Source organism: Pedobacter sp., assembly GCF_965227205.1.
Classification (GTDB): Bacteria; Bacteroidota; Bacteroidia; order Sphingobacteriales; family Sphingobacteriaceae; genus Pedobacter.
Genome location: NZ_OZ245727.1, coordinates 3,898,829 through 3,915,819, shown reverse-complemented (window position 1 = coordinate 3,915,819; position 16,991 = coordinate 3,898,829). Strand labels below are relative to the sequence as shown.

16 protein-coding genes are annotated in these 16,991 nt (G+C 35.6%); 8 read left to right on the top strand and 8 right to left on the bottom strand.

Annotated elements, in window-relative coordinates; genetic code table 11:
- Positions 1-86: 86 nt before the first annotated feature.
- Positions 87-803 carry a DsbA family oxidoreductase gene (locus ACO05K_RS16920; protein WP_421945597.1) on the top strand — a complete coding sequence of 239 codons (717 nt, stop codon included), beginning with the start codon at positions 87-89 and terminating at the stop codon, positions 801-803.
- 198 nt (positions 804-1,001) lie between these two features.
- On the opposite strand, the gene ACO05K_RS16915 is transcribed toward ACO05K_RS16920, so the two are convergent.
- The 3 genes from ACO05K_RS16915 to ACO05K_RS16905 are packed head-to-tail and all read right to left on the bottom strand — an operon-like array spanning position 1,002 to position 4,776.
- On the bottom strand, positions 1,002-1,223 hold the full coding sequence (locus ACO05K_RS16915; protein WP_421945596.1) for a DUF3820 family protein: 222 nt from the start codon (positions 1,221-1,223) through the stop codon (positions 1,002-1,004).
- Positions 1,223-4,561: a transcription-repair coupling factor gene (gene mfd, locus ACO05K_RS16910; protein WP_421945595.1), complete on the bottom strand. Its 3,339-nt coding sequence runs from the start codon at positions 4,559-4,561 to the stop codon at positions 1,223-1,225. The genes ACO05K_RS16915 and mfd overlap by 1 nt, the downstream gene beginning before the upstream one ends.
- A 17-nt stretch (positions 4,562-4,578) precedes the next feature.
- Entirely contained in the window at positions 4,579-4,776 is a 198-nt protein-coding gene (locus ACO05K_RS16905) for a hypothetical protein (protein ID WP_421945594.1), read from the bottom strand.
- Between the two features lie 184 nt (positions 4,777-4,960).
- On the opposite strand from ACO05K_RS16905, the gene ACO05K_RS16900 reads away from it, so the two are divergent.
- From ACO05K_RS16900 to ACO05K_RS16885, 4 genes are all read left to right on the top strand, one after another.
- Positions 4,961-7,111 carry a S9 family peptidase gene (locus ACO05K_RS16900; protein WP_421945593.1) on the top strand — a complete coding sequence of 717 codons (2,151 nt, stop codon included), beginning with the start codon at positions 4,961-4,963 and terminating at the stop codon, positions 7,109-7,111.
- Positions 7,112-7,255: 144 nt separating this feature from the next.
- Positions 7,256-8,488 carry a M16 family metallopeptidase gene (locus tag ACO05K_RS16895; RefSeq protein WP_421945592.1) on the top strand — a complete coding sequence of 411 codons (1,233 nt, stop codon included), beginning with the start codon at positions 7,256-7,258 and terminating at the stop codon, positions 8,486-8,488.
- Positions 8,489-8,633: 145 nt separating this feature from the next.
- Positions 8,634-9,194 (top strand): peptide deformylase, encoded by a 561-nt coding sequence (gene def, locus ACO05K_RS16890; RefSeq protein ID WP_421945591.1) that lies wholly within the window; start codon positions 8,634-8,636, stop codon positions 9,192-9,194.
- 198 nt (positions 9,195-9,392) lie between these two features.
- Complete coding sequence (locus tag ACO05K_RS16885) at positions 9,393-9,524, top strand: hypothetical protein (protein WP_421945590.1); 132 nt, start codon at positions 9,393-9,395, stop codon at positions 9,522-9,524.
- Between the two features lie 99 nt (positions 9,525-9,623).
- On the opposite strand, the gene ACO05K_RS16880 is transcribed toward ACO05K_RS16885, so the two are convergent.
- Genes ACO05K_RS16880 through ACO05K_RS16870 form a run of 3 tightly spaced genes read right to left on the bottom strand, consistent with a single transcriptional unit; the run spans position 9,624 to position 11,665 of the window.
- The gene (locus ACO05K_RS16880; RefSeq protein ID WP_421945589.1) at positions 9,624-10,262 is read right to left on the bottom strand and encodes a hypothetical protein; all 639 of its coding nucleotides are present in this window, start codon (positions 10,260-10,262) and stop codon (positions 9,624-9,626) included.
- A 46-nt stretch (positions 10,263-10,308) separates the two neighbouring features.
- Entirely contained in the window at positions 10,309-10,554 is a 246-nt protein-coding gene (locus ACO05K_RS16875; RefSeq protein ID WP_421945588.1) for a NifU family protein, read from the bottom strand.
- Positions 10,555-10,588: 34 nt separating this feature from the next.
- Positions 10,589-11,665 (bottom strand): Mrp/NBP35 family ATP-binding protein, encoded by a 1,077-nt coding sequence (locus ACO05K_RS16870; RefSeq protein ID WP_421945587.1) that lies wholly within the window; start codon positions 11,663-11,665, stop codon positions 10,589-10,591.
- 131 nt (positions 11,666-11,796) lie between these two features.
- Here ACO05K_RS16870 and ACO05K_RS16865 point away from each other — a divergent pair, with 131 nt between their 5' ends.
- The 3 genes from ACO05K_RS16865 to ACO05K_RS16855 are packed head-to-tail and all read left to right on the top strand — an operon-like array spanning position 11,797 to position 15,254.
- Positions 11,797-13,950, top strand: a complete 2,154-nt coding sequence (locus tag ACO05K_RS16865) for a transglycosylase domain-containing protein (protein WP_421945586.1) — start codon at positions 11,797-11,799, stop codon at positions 13,948-13,950.
- 47 nt (positions 13,951-13,997) lie between these two features.
- Complete coding sequence (gene hpt / locus ACO05K_RS16860; RefSeq protein ID WP_421945585.1) at positions 13,998-14,540, top strand: hypoxanthine phosphoribosyltransferase; 543 nt, start codon at positions 13,998-14,000, stop codon at positions 14,538-14,540.
- 54 nt (positions 14,541-14,594) lie between these two features.
- Positions 14,595-15,254, top strand: coding sequence for a phosphatidylserine decarboxylase family protein (locus ACO05K_RS16855; RefSeq protein WP_421945584.1), 660 nt, complete (start codon positions 14,595-14,597; stop codon positions 15,252-15,254).
- 74 nt (positions 15,255-15,328) lie between these two features.
- Here the strand turns inward: ACO05K_RS16855 and ACO05K_RS16850 are convergent, their stop codons facing one another.
- Both ACO05K_RS16850 and rplS read right to left on the bottom strand, forming a co-directional pair.
- Complete coding sequence (locus ACO05K_RS16850) at positions 15,329-16,498, bottom strand: mechanosensitive ion channel family protein (protein WP_421945583.1); 1,170 nt, start codon at positions 16,496-16,498, stop codon at positions 15,329-15,331.
- Between the two features lie 71 nt (positions 16,499-16,569).
- Positions 16,570-16,917: a 50S ribosomal protein L19 gene (gene rplS / locus ACO05K_RS16845; RefSeq protein WP_370633640.1), complete on the bottom strand. Its 348-nt coding sequence runs from the start codon at positions 16,915-16,917 to the stop codon at positions 16,570-16,572.
- Positions 16,918-16,991 lie beyond the last annotated feature (74 nt).

Genomic DNA, 16,991 nt, shown 5'->3' with positions numbered 1-16,991 from the left:
TCAAAATTAAAGCCGCTAAACTTATGGTTAGCGGCTTTTTACTTTATGCTTACTTTGCTTAAAAATCAATCGCCTAATTTTACAATATGAAAGTAGAAATCTGGTCGGATGTAATGTGTCCGTTTTGCTATATCGGTAAACGTCATTTTGAGCAAGCAATTGAAAAATTGCCTTTTAAAAATGAGATTGAAGTGGATTGGAAAAGCTATCAGCTCAATCCTGAATATCACAATACAAATAATGAAACTATTTACGATTATTTGTCGCGGAGTAAAGGAATGCCAATTGAGCAAGCTAAACAAATGACCAAGCAAGTTGTTGAAATGGCTTCAAATGCTGGCTTAACCATTGATTTTGATAAAAATGTTCCGGCAAATACTTTTGATGCTCATCGTTTAATTCATTTGGCGGCAAAACATGGCTTGCAAGATTTAGCTGAAGAAAAACTTTTCGAAGCCCATTTTGTAAAAGGTTTAAACCTTGGCAAGGCATCAGCTTTACTTAACGTTGCAGAAGAAATTGGACTTGTTAGAGCAGAAGCCGAATCGGTTCTAAAAGGTGATGAGTTTGCAGAAGCTGTTCGTTACGATGTTTACGAGAGCCAAAACTTAGGTATTCGTGGTGTACCATATTTTGTAATGGATAGAAAATATGGTGTTTCTGGTGCGCAGCCTGTTCAGGCCTTTACTGATGCTTTAACACAAAGTTTTACAGAGTGGAAAGAAGCTCAGCCTAAAACTCAAATTACATCCTTAAATAAAAATAATGATGCGGTTTGTGATGAAAATGGATGTGAGATATAGGCAATTTTTATGGTCTGTGGAGACACAGACCATGGCTAATGCTATTTGTTTAAGCTCCCGTCATTGCGAGGTACGAAGCAATCCTACAACTAAAGCTAAATATCAAATGCATTAAGATTGCTTCGTACCTTGCAATGACGATTTCTGAGAGCATGTGCTTACCTTCTCGGTCTGTGTCCTCACAGACCGAAACTTACCTTAATACTTCCCATTCTTCAACGGCGTTAACAAATATTCTAAGCCGTTAACCCGAATTTCGAACATCGTTGCCATTAAATCTCCCAGTTTTCCCTTTGGGAAACCTTTATCTTTATACCAAAGCAAATAACTTTCTGGGATGTTGCAAATTAAATAGCCTTTATACTTGCCATAAGGCATTTGCATTTTTACTAGTTCAAGAAGCAGGTTTGAATCGAACATTAATCAATTAATTCTAATACCTGAATGGCTTCATCAACATTAGCAATGTTATCAAAAGCGATTCTTAAAGTATTTTTAACTTCTTTTAAATTACACATTCGCGGATGATTTTGTGCAAAACCTAAAATTTTAGAGAAGGTTTCGGTATCAAAATATTTCGATTGTTTATCGCTTAAAAAATAGCCACGTAAACTGTTTTTCTTGAAGCTGATTTTCTCAAATCCTAACTTTTTACCAAGCCACTGTAACCTAACTACACTTAACATCGTTTTTACTTGTGGCGGTACAGGACCAAATCTATCGGCCAAATGCTTTTCAAAAGTGGCTAAATCGGTTTCGTTTTCTAATTTTGATAACTCTGTATAAAGATTATATCGTTCAGTAATATTTGTGATGTAGGCATCAGGAATGTAAAGTTCCAAATCGGTATCAACCTGTGTAAAACCAACAAATGGGCGGGTTGGTTCATTCTCAAATAAGCCTTTAAATTCTGCTTCTTTTAATTCCTGAATGGCTTCATCCAGAATTTTATGATACATTTCAAAACCAATTTCAGCAATAAAACCACTTTGCTCCGCACCTAATAAATTTCCGCTACCGCGGATATCTAAATCCCTCATGGCAACATTAAAACCGCTTCCTAAATCAGAAAATTCTTCAATTGCACTTAGTCGTTTTCTCGCCTCAGAGGTTAAAGTTGATAATGGCGGAGAAAGTAAATAACAGAAAGCTTTTTTGTTACTTCGGCCTACGCGACCACGCATCTGGTGTAAATCGCTTAAACCGAACATGTGGGCGTGATTAATGATAATTGTGTTGGCGTTTGGAATGTCCAAACCAGCTTCGATAATAGTAGTGGCCACCAAAACATCTTTTTCACCATTGATAAAATCGAGCATCACATCTTCCAATGCATCACCATCTAACTGACCATGAGCAATACCAATTCTGGCTTTTGGTACTAATTTCTGAATCAAACCACCTAATTGCATCAAATCGTTTACACGGTTATGAATAAAGAATGCTTGTCCACCTCTATCTAATTCGAATTGAATCGCCTCTTGTATCAATTTATCATTAAAAACATGCAATTCTGTGCTTACAGGTTGCCTGTTTGGTGGTGGCGTACTAATTATTGATAAATCTCTTGCACCCATTAACGAGAAATGCAGCGTTCTCGGAATCGGCGTAGCTGTTAAAGTTAAAGTATCAACATTAACACGTAAAGCCTTTAATTTTTCTTTTGCGGTAACGCCAAATTTTTGCTCTTCATCAATAATCATGATGCCGAGATCTTTAAACTTCACATCTTTACTTAGTAATCGGTGTGTACCAATCAAAATATCAACTTTACCATCAGCGGCTTCAGCCAAAGTATCTTTAATTTGCTTGCTGGTTTTAAAGCGATTAATGTAATCTACCGTAACCGGAAAATCTTTTAAACGAGAAGAAAAAGTTTTAAAATGCTGCAAGGCTAAAATAGTTGTTGGAACTAAAATAGCAGCTTGCTTACCCTCTGCAACGGCTTTAAAAGCCGCACGAACCGCAATTTCTGTTTTACCAAATCCAACATCACCACAAACCAATCTATCCATCGGGTGTGGTGATTCCATATCTTTCTTTACATCAAGCGTAGCCTTTAATTGGTCGGGTGTGTCCTCATAAATAAAGGAAGCCTCTAATTCAGTTTGTAAATATCCATCAGGAGAAAAAGCGGTTCCGGCCTGCGTTTTACGTAAAGCATAAAGCTTAATTAAATCGCGGGCAATATCTTTAACTTTTTTTTTAGTAGTTTTTTTTAGCTTATCCCAAGCATCAGTACCCAATTTATTCATTTTAGGTACGCCGCTATCTTTCCCGCTGTATTTCGCAATGCGATTTAAAGAGTTAATGTTTACATACAGTAAGTCATTATCTGCATAAATCAAGCGAATCATTTCCTGCGTTTTCCCGTTAACCTCGACCTTTTCTAAACCAGCGTATTTGCCAATTCCATGGTCAATGTGGGTAACATAATCGCCAGATTTTAGCTCACGCAAATCTTTTAAAGTAATGGCCTGGCTTTTCTGGTAACCCTTTTTAAGCTTGTATTTATAGTAACGATCAAAAATTTGATGGTCGGTGTAAAACGCGGTTTGAATTTGTGCATCAACAAAGCCCTCACGCAACATACTATTTATGGGTGTAAACTTTGCGCTTTTGTCAATATCATCTAAAATGGCATATAAACGCTCTATCTGTTTAGGCGAATCAGTAAAAATAAAGTTTACAATTCCGGCCTTTTCGTTTTCTTTTAAATTGTGAATTAAAAGATTAAAATCTTTATTAAAAGAAGGCTGGGGACGCGTTTCAAACTCAAAACGATTATCAGTTTGATAAAAAAACTGCTTGCCAAATTCTATAATCGGGAAATCCTGAAGATGATCGCCCAGTAGTTTTTCATCTGTAAAAGCAAATTTTGGGTCTATCCATTCCGGGTTTTGGGTTTTATCTGCAGCAGATAAAGCCTTCCAAAGTTCAACCGCTTTTTTGTAGCCTGCTTTTACAATATCCAGTGTAAACTCAACATCTTTAAACCAAAGTTGGGTGTCAGCATCAATATAATCTAGAATGCTAATGTTACTTTCTGTTAAAAATTTGGCTTGTACATTGGGTACAATTGTAAGCGATTTTGTATCGGCTACCGAAAGCTGACTTTCAATATCAAAACTGCGGATACTTTCTACTTCATCTCCAAAAAATTCAATCCTGAAAGGTAAATCCGAAGAAAAGGAAAATATATCTACAATACCACCACGAATAGAAAACTGCCCGGGTTCGTAAACAAAATCACGGCGGTCGAAATCATAATCAATTAAAAACTCATTAATAAAATCGATGCCAAGTTTAGCGCCAACCGCAATTTCTAAAGTGTTTTTCTCTAAAGCAGAACGGTCGATAACTTTCTCAGCAATCGCTTCCGGGTAGGAAACAACAATTTTACCATATTCCGAGTCGTGGTTAAGTTCATTTAAAACTTCGGCCCGGGCCAAAACATTTGCCGTATCAACTTGCGTAAAATCGAAAGATTTCCGGTAAGAAGACGGGAACAATAAAACCTGTTTATCCAGCACACTTTCTAAATCCGATTGGAAATAAGCCGCCTCTTCCCTATCCGGAAAAATAAATAACAAAGGCTTATGAAGTAAAAAGTAAGAAGAAAGCGCAACGATAGCATCGGCAGAGCCAACTAATCCTTTTAATTGAATTTTTGGGTTTTTGGCTGCATTTAACGCCTTTGTAAAAGCAGTAACCCTATCGTCGGTTTTGTATCGGTTTATTAAATCGCGGATATTCACTAATACAAATTTAAGGTTTATTTCTCAATTGCTGTTTCCATAATAGAATTAACCACCAATTTGCCCGATGGTTTTAAACCAGATATAATAATTATTTGAAGCGCAATTGCAGTACAAGAAAATAAATTCGCTCCTGTTTTTCGCTTGTACGCTTCGCTTCGTCGGTTTCCTCCTTGCTGCAGGGTACCGCTGCAACCCGGGGCTAAATGGCGCATTCTGTGGTTCTATTGGTGTACACAGGGTGCAAAACCTGATTTCTAAACCCGACCGAAGCGATCACGGAGTGTAACGAAGTAAAGCGGATGGCGGGACTAAAAGCCGGCATGAGATGCTGAACCGCTCGTTTTCAAATAATACTTAAAAAATTGTTAAATTGCCATTACCTAAATCAAACCAACCATGAAATTTATTTTTCCATCACTGATTTTGCTTGGTGCAATTTCAGCCTGTAACAACCCACAAAAAAAAGAAATGGAACCCATAAAATGGCCCGATGCGAAAGCGCCTGTAGCAGAAATTATTCCGCATAAAAGAATTATTCACGGCGATACGGTTGTAGATAATTATTACTGGATGATTGATTATTTTAAAAAAGGACCTGATAGCACCAAAGTTGTAAATTATCTGAAAGCCGAAAACGCTTATCTCGACACGATGATGAAGGGAACAGATAAATTTCAAGCCGATTTATTTACAGAAATGAAAGGCCGGATTAAAGAAAAAGATGAATCGGTTCCGGTTTTTAAGAATGGCTATTTTTACTACACCCGAACCGAAGACGGGAAACAATACTATAAATACTGTCGAAAAAAAGGAAGCTTAACCGCAAAAGAAGAAATTTTATTAGATGTTGATGATTTGGCAAAAGGACATGCATATTACAGCGCAAGCGGTTTTAGCATTAGTCCGGATAATAAATTATTGGCTTATGGAGTAGATATTGTTTCGCGTAGACAATACACCATAAACATTAAAAATTTAGAAACAGGAGAGATTCTTAAAGACGCAATTACAAACACGCAAGGAGGCGTGGCTTGGGCAAATGACAATAAAACCTTCTTCTACACATCAAAAAATCCGGTTACTTTACTGAGTGAAAAAATTAAAAAACATGTGCTCGGTGCTGATGCAAAAACGGATGCCGTAGTTTACGATGAAAAAGACAATACTAATTATATCGGCGTTGGTAAATCGAAAAATGGCAAGTACATTTTAATTTCTTCATCGGGTACTTTAACCAACGAAATGCGGTTAATAGACGCCGATAAACCAGAATCTGCATTTAAGGTTTTTGCTGCTCGTTCGAAAGATGTTTTATATGATGTGCTTCCTGTTGATAATAAATTCTACATCGTAACAAACTGGGATGCGAAAAACTTTCGATTAATGGAGTGCCCATTAGATAAAACCGGAAAGGAAAACTGGAAAGAAGTTATCGCAAACCGTAAAGATGTTTTACTAGAATACGGCGAAGAATTTAAAGATTATCTGGTTCTATCTGAACGTAAAAATGGCTTGACTGAATTACGTGTTTTGAAAGCCGACGGCAGTGATTATTACATAAAATTTGATGAGCCTGTTTATTCGGCAGGTGTTGGCGCCAACCCGGAATATAATGCGAAAACGCTGCGATATTCTTACACATCGTTAACTACGCCAAGCTCTACTTACGATTACGATTTAGAGAAAAAGGATAAAAAATTAATGAAGCAACAGGAAGTTGTTGGCGGTTACAAACCTGAAGATTATGTAACTGAACGTGTTTTTGCAACGGCGAAAGACGGAACCAAAATTCCGATTGCTTTAGTTTATAAAAAAGGTTTTGAGAAGAATAGCAACTCGCCATTACTACTTTATGCATATGGTTCTTACGGCTCGAGTACCGATGCAACATTTTCTTCGCCAAGATTAAGCTTGTTAAATCGTGGGTTTGTTTTTGCAATTGCAAATATTCGCGGGGGACAAGAAATGGGTCGCCAATGGTATGAAGATGGTAAATTGATGAAAAAGAAAAACACTTTTACCGATTTTATTGCTGCGGGCGAATACTTGGTTGACCAAAAATATACTTCTAAAAAACACCTTTACGCACACGGCGGCAGCGCTGGTGGTTTGCTTATGGGTGCGGTTGTAAATTTAGCACCAGATTTATGGAACGGCGTAATTGCCGATGTACCATTTGTTGATGTAATTAACACCATGCTTGATGAGAGTATTCCATTAACTACAAATGAATTTGATGAGTGGGGAAATCCGAAGAAAAAAGATGCTTACGATTATATGAAAAGCTATTCTCCATACGAAAATGTTGAGAAAAAAGCTTACCCGAATATGCTTGTAACCACAGGTTTGCATGATAGTCAGGTGCAGTATTTCGAACCTGCAAAATGGGTTGCAAAACTAAGGGCAACTAAAACCGATAAAAATGTATTATTGTTAAAAACTAATATGGAGTTTGGACATGGTGGCGCATCTGGTCGTTTCGATTACTTAAAAGATGTATCGCTTAGATGGGCATTTTTATTTGCGTTAGAAGGCATAAATAAATAAATAATTTAAACAACATACATAGCCGTTTAGAAAGTCCGTTTATCGGTTTTCTAAACGGCTTTTTATATAAATTGATTTCTGCTTTACAATTGAAGCAACAGGAAACAAAGGCTTTATAATCAATTACCGTATCTTTGCCAACCAATGGAATACAACGTTCATACTTTACCGAACGGCATTCGCATATTGCATGTGCCTTCGGCTTCAGCAATATCTCACGCCTGCATCATCGTAAACACAGGTTCAAGAGATGAGCCTGAAGGAAAAGCTGGTTTGGCACATTTTATCGAACACCTAATTTTTAAGCGTACCGAAAAAAGAAGTACAAATCAAATTTTAAATCGTTTAGAAAGTGTTGGCGCAGACTTAAATGCCTACACAACAAAAGAATATACTTGCGTTCATGCTTCGTTTTTAAATCCTTATTTAGATAGAGCTTTAGAACTTTTTAACGATATCATCTTCCATTCTACATTCCCCGAAGAAGAAATGGACAAAGAAAAAAGTGTAATTCTAGATGAAATTGCTTCTTATTTAGACCAACCCGAAGAAGCCATTAACGATGATTTTGAGGATATGCTTTTCGCCGGAAATGCTTTGGGTAACAACATTTTAGGTACAACTGAAAGTGTAAGTAATTTCACTAGGCAAGATGTTATAAATTTTCGAAAGGCAAATTACAGAACAAACGAAATTGTAATCGCCGTTTTAGGTAATTACAGTTTAAAAAGTGTTGCAACTAAAGGCACAAAACATTTCGCCGATGTGGAAGAAAACACTCCTGCAAGAAATAGAAAAAAACCTGAAATTTTAAGTACTAAAACAACCAACATTTATAAGCCGATTACCCAATCGCATTGTATACTTGGTGCACAAACTTATTCTATCCATCATAATAATAAAGCAGGTTTAATGCTGTTAAACAACTATTTTGGCGGTAATGGAATGAGCTCTGTTCTGAATTTACAAATCAGAGAAAAGTATGGAATTGCTTATACCATTGAATCTAATTTTTCACCAATAAGTGATACGGGAATATTTTCAATTTATTTCGGAACGGATAAGGAAAAGCACCAAAAGGCATTGTCTTTAATTTTCAAAGAAATGAAAAAGCTTAAAGATAATCCGCTGAACGATTTGCAATTACAAAAGGCAAAAAACAAATTTATCGGACAAATTGCTTTAGGCGAAGAAAATAGAATTGGTTTAATTATTTCGATGGCGAAGAATCTAATCGACTATAATAAAATTGATTCTTTAGAGCAGTTATTTGAAAAAATTAACGGAGTAAAAGCCAGTCAAATTGCCCAAATAGTAGACGAAGTTTTTGCACCAGAACAATTGAATATTTTTACTTTCAGTCCAATACTGGAATAATTGTTATTTTTGTAAGATTAAATTATACTGTCATGTCATCCTGAGCTTGTCGAAGGACTAAAAAGTATATGGGTCTTCGACAGGCTCAGGATGACAAATCATTGAAATAGTACTCAGATTATTAATCTGAAAAACATAACACATAATGAAATTACCAATAGTAGCATACGGAGATCCTGTTTTAAAAAGAGTGGGAGCCGATATAGATGAAGATTATCCGGAATTAAAGCAGTTGATTAGCGATATGTTCGATACCATGTATTACGCGAATGGTGTTGGGCTTGCAGCGCCTCAAATCGGTTTGCCAATTCGATTATTTATTGTTGATACCGGAGATGATGAAGATGGCTCGAAGGGTTACAAAAAGGTTTTTATAAATGCTCAAATTGTTGAAGAAACAGGCGAGCCTTGGGTTTTCAACGAAGGCTGTTTAAGTATTCCCGATATCCGCGAAAACATTTCACGCAAGCCAAACATTAAAATCAATTACCTTGATGAAAATTTTGTAGAGCATACAGATGATGTAGATGGCTTGGCTGCTCGCGTTATTCAGCACGAGTACGATCATATTGAGGGAAAACTTTTTACAGATAAAGTAAGTGTTTTGCGTAAAACGATGTTAAAAAGCAAGTTAGATGCAATTTCGAAAGGAAATATTAAAACGGATTACAAAATGAAGTTTCCGAATAAGAGTAAGAAAAGATAGGTTTTGATGGAAGATATTATAGGGAAAATGGAAACGTTTTCCCTTTTTTTATTTTTTGTAGCGCAAAAACCTGTGTTAATGGGTTAAAGCAGTCCTGCTTTCCATTATAGCTCCAATTTAAAAAAATTGGAGGCTGCCATTCCAATCAGGGCTATGATGATTTGTTTCTGCAAAAAAGCCTAAATATTAAAAAAAATAATGCAGCCTTTTGATAATACTTTGGGTTATGCGTTAGGGATTGTAAGGGTTCAGTACCGATTTTTCATCGGTACCGTAGCGCAGCGAAGCCCTGAAAAGCCCGACCCTTGCGCAGCTTGGGTAACGCCATAATATTCTCTGTTGTTAAATGTATAGAAAATATTAAAGGAGAAATGAAGACGTTTTTTCCATTGAAGATTGCTTCTTACCTCGCAATAAAGGATTTTTTATCTAGTTCTCGCTGCGGCTTCTATCGCCGTCGAAGATAGATTGCATTAGCTTACCCCAGGCAAAAGGATTTAACAATGGGTTCGTTTGAACCATGTTTTTGTTAATCATCCTATCAAAATTATATCGATAATTCTGACTTCCAATTTCCTGTGCATCACGAGGCAAAGCCTGAATCATGCCGTTAATGGATGAACGGGAAAGGTTTCTCTTTGCAATCGCCATATCATCGTCGGCAATTTTCATCGATAAAAAATCTTTGGTAAATTCCTCTGTTGTAGCCCATGGAAAAACCCTAACCGTAGGTAAATTGATTACTTCGGCTTTTAGCTTTACCATAATGGTGTATTTACTATCGGGTGTACTTTGGGGTATTACAGTAGAGAATTTCTTGTAACCAATTGCTGTGAAAAGAATCGTATCGCCAGGATTTACAATGAAAGAGAAATAACCCCGATAATCTGCCGCCACACGTTTGCTGTTGGCAGAAAGATTAGTCATGGTTACATAAGGAATAACATTTGTGCTATCAATATCTGTAATTATGCCCGAAAATTGAATAAGTTTTTCCTGTGCCGGCTTTTGTTGCGCAAAAGCGGTTATCGAAAAAAGAATACAAATTAGGGCAATACAATATCTCATTAAGGCAAATGTAAATTTAAAATATAAATCTGCTTGTTAAATATTGTTAATCTTGTTCGGCCATGTTTACCGCAACAACCGAAGTAATTTCCGGAACTGCTTTCATAATTGCCTGTTCAATTCCCGATTTCATTGTCATGAAACTCATTGGGCAAGAACCACAGTTGCCTAAAAGCTTAAGTTTTACCGTTCCTTCTGATGTAATTTCTTCAACAGAAACATCACCCCCATCAGCCTTTAAATATGGCCTGATAGTTTCCAATGCCTGTTCTACTTGCTCTGTTAAATTCATTATTTGTTTTTTAAGGTATAAAAATAGTAATTTTTTAGCAATTCACCATTTGCGCATTATTGATGGAAATTTGCTGTGCAATTTTGCTTGCAATATCTCCAAATATTTCTTCAATTATTGCATTTTGGTTTAATGCAACAGGTTTTCCATTGTCGCCTGCCTCTGCAATACTTTGTATAATTGGTATTTCTCCCAAAAATGGAACATCAAATCTTTCTGCTAACGTTGTACCGCCACCTTTACCGAAGATGTAATATTTATTTTCAGGTAATTCTGCAGGTGTAAAATACGACATGTTTTCGATTACGCCTAAAATTGGAATATTTATACCCGGCATACGGAACATGGCTAAACCTTTATGCGTATCGGCCAATGCAACTTGCTGCGGTGTTGTAACCACAACAGCTCCAGAAATTGGGAAACTCTGTGTAATGGTGATGTGAATATCGCCGGTGCCCGGAGGTAAATCGACGATTAAATAATCTAATTCGCCCCAGTTTGTATCGTTAAATAATTGCTTTACCGCGTTAGAAGCCATTGGTCCACGCCAAGGTACTGGTTGTCCGGGATCTGCAAAAAAGCCCAGTGATAATAGTTTGATTCCATATTTTTCAATTGGAATAATTTTAGTTTTACCATCTGCAGTTTCCTCAGCACCAGGTTTTGCATCAACCAAATCAAACATGGTTGGTACAGATGGGCCATAAATATCGGCATCAATTAACCCAACTTTTGCGCCATCTTTAGCCAAGGTAACCGCCAGATTACTAGCCACTGTAGATTTACCAACACCACCTTTACCTGATGAAACTAAAATGATGTTTTTGATGTTATCTAAAGATGATGAATTTACAGGTTGCGTAACTCTTGAGGTTATGTTTATCGAAATTTCTGCTTCTGCATCTACAAAATGTTTAATTGCATTTGTACAGGCATTTTTTAGCATATCCTTCATCGGGCATGCCGGGGTAGTAAGTTCAAGTGTAAAATTTACTTGTTTATCAACGATGTTTAAATCCTTAATCATGTTTAAGGTTACCAAATCCTTTTTAAGGTCTGGATCTTCTACATTTTTAAGCGCATCTAATACTTGTTGTGGGCTAATTTGCATCTGATTAATTTAAATTCAAAATTAACAAAACATCGCCATAAATACTTTTATTTAGGGTTTTTAACTGTAATTTTAACACGAAATAAACATTTAATTGTTACGTTTAAGCAATTAACCATTTTAACGACTGTATGCAGATACCGAAAATTAACATCCCAAAGAAATATTTAAAAATTGGCGCCTGGGTATTGGGTGTTTTTTTCATCGTTTGTATTGCACTTGGCGCTGTTGCTTATAGTAAAAGAGAAGCGTTACTTAAAAAAATGGTTGCAAAGGCAATTGCTAAAGCCAATAAAGATTACGACCTGGATGTAAAAATTGGTAGCGCAGGTTTTACAGGTTTAAGTACCGTAAAAATGACTGCAATTTCTGTTGTACCAAAAGATAGAGATACGCTTTCCAACATCAGTGAGTTAAGCGTTGGCGTTAAATTATTCCCTTTAATTTTTGGAAATGTAAAGTTATCAGAAATAAAATTGAACAATGGCTTTGTAAGTGTTGTGCTTAAAGATTCTACAACCAACATCGATTTTATTTTAAAAAGAAAAAAGAAAGATAGCACCGAAACCAAAGGCAAAGTTAATTTAGCTGATATTGCCAACAACGTTTTAAACGAGGTTTTATATAAAATACCCGATGATATGGATGTTAAAAACATGGTTTTTAAGTTCAACGATCATGATACTGCGAAGCTGAGTTTTGCTACTGAAGCCAAAATTGATGGCGGGGATTTAAAATCTACAATAAATGTAAATGAGGGTGAATCAACCTGGCATATTGATGGTTATGTAAATCCTGGAAGTAAGGAATTAAGCTTTACCGCTTATGCTGATGGAAAAAAACTTGAACTGCCCTACTTAAACAACAAACTACATGCAAAACTAAGTTTTGATACGCTGCAAACCGAACTTAAAAATGCCAAGTATAGTGGCGATGATTACAAAATTTCGGGCTCATGGTCGGTTAAAAATATGTTGATAAACCAACCTAGAATTGCATCGAATGATATTATTGTACAAAGCGCAAAATTAGATGCCGATGTTTTGGTTGGTCCGAATTATATTGCCTTAGATAGTACGTCAACAGCATATTTAAAAAATGCCTCTATTCATCCTTTTGTTAAATATACTTTAGGAAAAGATAAAATTTACGAGTTAAAACTTAATGCTGAGGAACAGGATGCACAATCAATTTTCGAAGCCTTTCCTCAAGGTTTATTCGAATCTTTAGATGGTTTGAAAGTTCAGGGGAAAGTTAAATACAACCTTAATTTTTATTTAGATACAAAAATACCTGATAGTGTTCGTTTCAATTCGACTTTAACACCTGTCGATTTTAAAATTTTGCAATGGGGAAAAACCAATCTTCAAAAAATTAACAGTCCATTTGTTTATACGCCGTATGAGTATGGAAAACCAATGCGTGATATTACCATTGGCCCATCAAACCCAAATTTTACACCTTTAAATTCAATTTCTAAAAACTTTATAAATGCGGTTTTAACAGCAGAAGATCCTTCGTTTTTTACGCATAATGGTTTTGTTGAAGAATCGATCAGAAAATCAATTGCGGTAAATTACAAAGAGAAAAAGTTTAAGCGTGGCGGAAGTACAATCAGCATGCAGTTGGTTAAGAACATTTATTTAAGTCGCCAGAAAACTTTAGCCCGAAAAGCTGAAGAAATTTTAATTGTTTGGTTAATCGAACATAATCATCTGGTAAGTAAACAGCGAATGCTGGAGGTTTATTTCAATATTATGGAGCTTGGACAAAATATTTATGGTATTGGCGAAGCATCAAGGTATTATTTTGGAAAACAGCCAGCCGATTTAACTATTGGTGATGGTTTATTTTTAGCGAGTATTGTTCCAAAGCCAAAAGCGTCTATGTATAAATTTATGGCCGATGGAAGTTTGAAACCTTACATGTATAATTATTTCAGGTTTATGGGAAATATTATGGCAAGACGAGGCTTAACACCTTCTGATACTTCTGGTTATGGTTTCTATAATGTTAGATTACGAGAAGGTTTAAGACAATATTTAGCGCCAGATACAGCTGTTATTGATACTACTGTTTTTGATGATGATGATAGCGAAATGCCTCCAATAATTATGCAGGATAAGAATAAGAATCTTTTCGATCGTATTTTTGGTGGCGGAAAAAAAGATTCGGCATCAATAAAACCTGCTGATACAACCAAAACCAAAAAACAATTAAGGCAAGAACGTAGAGAACAGAGAAGGAAAGAAAGAGAGCTTGAAAACGGACAACAGCCATTTTAATATTCTAAATTTTTCAACATTCAACGTTTCAACATTACAACAATAAAATGCACAAAATAAAAGTAGAAGATAAGGAGTTTGAAATTTTTTTAGAGAATGACACATTAAACAAACGCATTAGGCTTTTAGGTATTCAAATGAATGTTGATTACGAGCAAAAATGCCCATTGTTTATCGGAGTACTTAATGGAAGCTTCCTTTTTATGGCCGATTTGATTAAAGAAATTGATGTGCCTTGCGAAGTTGCTTTTATGCGTGTTGCATCCTATCAGGGAACTGAAAGTTCAGGTAATGTGAAAGAATTAATTGGTTTACCTGATGATTTAGAAGGTAGAGATATTGTTATTGTTGAAGATATTGTAGACACAGGCTTAACCTTAACACACATTTTAAAAACGATAAAAGAGAAAAATCCAGCATCGGTTAAAGTTGCATCGTTATTACTTAAACCAGCAGCATTAAAATATCAAATTGAAGAACTTGAATACATTGGTTTTGAGATTCCTAATGAATTTGTTGTGGGTTATGGTTTAGATTACAACGGACTTGGCAGAAACCTGACTGATATTTACAGAGCAACCGGAGAATAATTTCTAAGCACATTAATTTATTTTTCGCACCTTTGCCAAATAATTTCTAATACAATGACGATTCACAAAGAAGGCTATACATCCATCGCCCTAACTATATTATTTATTTTTATCCTCAACGCCTTTGTTGATTATAAATATTACGATGTAACCTGGCTACGCTGGTTTATATACATTCTTTCTGCTTTGTTGTTTTTAACTGTATTGCAATTTTTCCGCAATCCTAGCCGTAGTTTTTCTGCCGGAGAGAATCTGGTAATTTGCCCGGCTGATGGTAAAGTTGTAGTAATTGAAGAAACTGAAGAAGGTGAATATTTTGAAGATAAACGTTTACAGGTTTCGATTTTTATGTCGCCGGTAAATGTTCATATTAACCGTAATCCGATTTCGGGTGTGGTAAAGTTTTTCAAATACCATCCGGGTAAATACTTAGCGGCTTGGAATCCTAAATCTTCTACAGAAAACGAACGTACTACAACTGTTGTAGAGCATAAAAATGGCACATCAATTTTATTCAGACAGATTGCAGGAGCTTTGGCTCGTAGAATTGTTTGGTATGTTAAAGAGGGCGATAACGTGGTACAAACTGAGCAATTTGGTTTTATAAAATTTGGTTCTCGTGTTGATGTTTTTCTTCCGACTGGAACAAAAGTTAACGTAGAGCTTAATCAGGTTGTAAAAGGCGGAATAACTACTTTAGCAACATTAAGCTAAGGGAAATACAAAATATAAAAAGCCGATTTAGAAATTATAAATCGGCTTTTTTTGCTTTTAGCTTTTGATAAGAATTAATCCATCGCATCATTTCCAACTTCTTTATCGTGAGTTGTTAATGGTATATCGCTAATTAACCTTTGTGTTGGATAAGCAAAATCAGACTTATTTCTCATTACAATATCCATAATCTCCAGGTTAATTTCCTGTCTGATTTTTAGGAACTCTGCATAACTTAGAATCGTAACGAAATATGAAATCTCAATATTTAAGCCCGATTCACCAAAGTTTTTGAATGAAACATTTATATCTGCTGTTCCTTCTCTGTTTGTTATATAATTTTCAATCTCAGCTACGATATTCTTAACTGAGCCGGCATTTGTTTCGTAAGTTAAGCCAATTGTAAAGGCTACCTTTCGAGAGTTTCTTAACGAAAGGTTTTCCAGAACCCCATCAATCATCCCTCGGTTTGGAATGGTTGCCATAGTTTTTTCTGAAGTGCGAATTCTGGTGCTTCTAAAACCAACTTTTTCAACGGTTCCCTCAACGCCATCAACCTTAACTAAATCGCCAACTACAAAAGGCTTATCTAAAAATATGGTGAAAGAACCTATCAGGTTTTCTAAACTCTCTTTAGCGGCCAAAGCAATGGCAATACCGCCAATTCCAAGTCCAGTTATCAATGTTAATACATTAACTTCAAAAACGAAGCCTAAGAGCGTAAAAAAGCCAATGAATATTACTAGTGTTTTAAAAAGTTCTTTTAAGAAAGGTACTAACTGGTCGTCGGATTTGTTATCAGTTAATGATGCTTTGAATAATAAAACATGACTAATGAAGTCAATAATCCTTAAAATAATCCAGAATATCGATAAGATAATCATAAACAAGAAAATCCTGTCTATACAATCGCCAATGCTTACCGGAATCGATTCTTTAACCTTGCCAACTAATTTGCTGTAATGGAAAAGCGCAACTTCTAACGGATGTTTTAATTGATTTATGGATAAGTAGAGCGTAGAAAGAAGTATTAAGCTTTCTATCGGTTTTACCAATAAAGCAACAAATGCTTCATCATGAGATTGCTGCGAAAACTTTTTGAAAAGCTTAAATAAAAGCTTACTTAAAAGTTTTGAAACGATACGCTTAAAAATTAATCCGAATAAAAGTATTCCACCAAAAAGGCAATAAGCTCTTACGGTATTGCCCCAGAAAACCTGCTCAAAAAATGCTGAATCTAACATAAAAACAAAGGTATAAACAAAAAAACCTCCACGAAATTAATCGTGAAGGCTATATCTTATTCTAAAGAATATTATTTTCTCAAAGATTTGATACGAGCAGCTTTACCAGTTAAAGCACGTAAGTAGAATAATTTCGCTCTACGAACTTTACCATAGCTATTTACTTCTACTTTCTCGATATTTGGAGAATTGATAGGGAAAATACGCTCAACACCAATACTGTTACTAATTTTACGAACAGTGAAAGTTTCGTTAGCACCCGCACTATTACGTTGAATTACAACACCTTGGTAAATTTGAATACGTTCTTTATTACCTTCGCGAATTTTATAGTGTACGCTCACTGTATCGCCAGACTTGAACGCAGGAAAATCTTTTTTCGCGATGGCCTGCTCTTCAACAAATTTTACTAAATCCATGATTTTAAGCTATTAAATCGATATTTCAACCCGTGAAAATCGGATTGCAATATTAGGGAATTTTTTTTATAAAA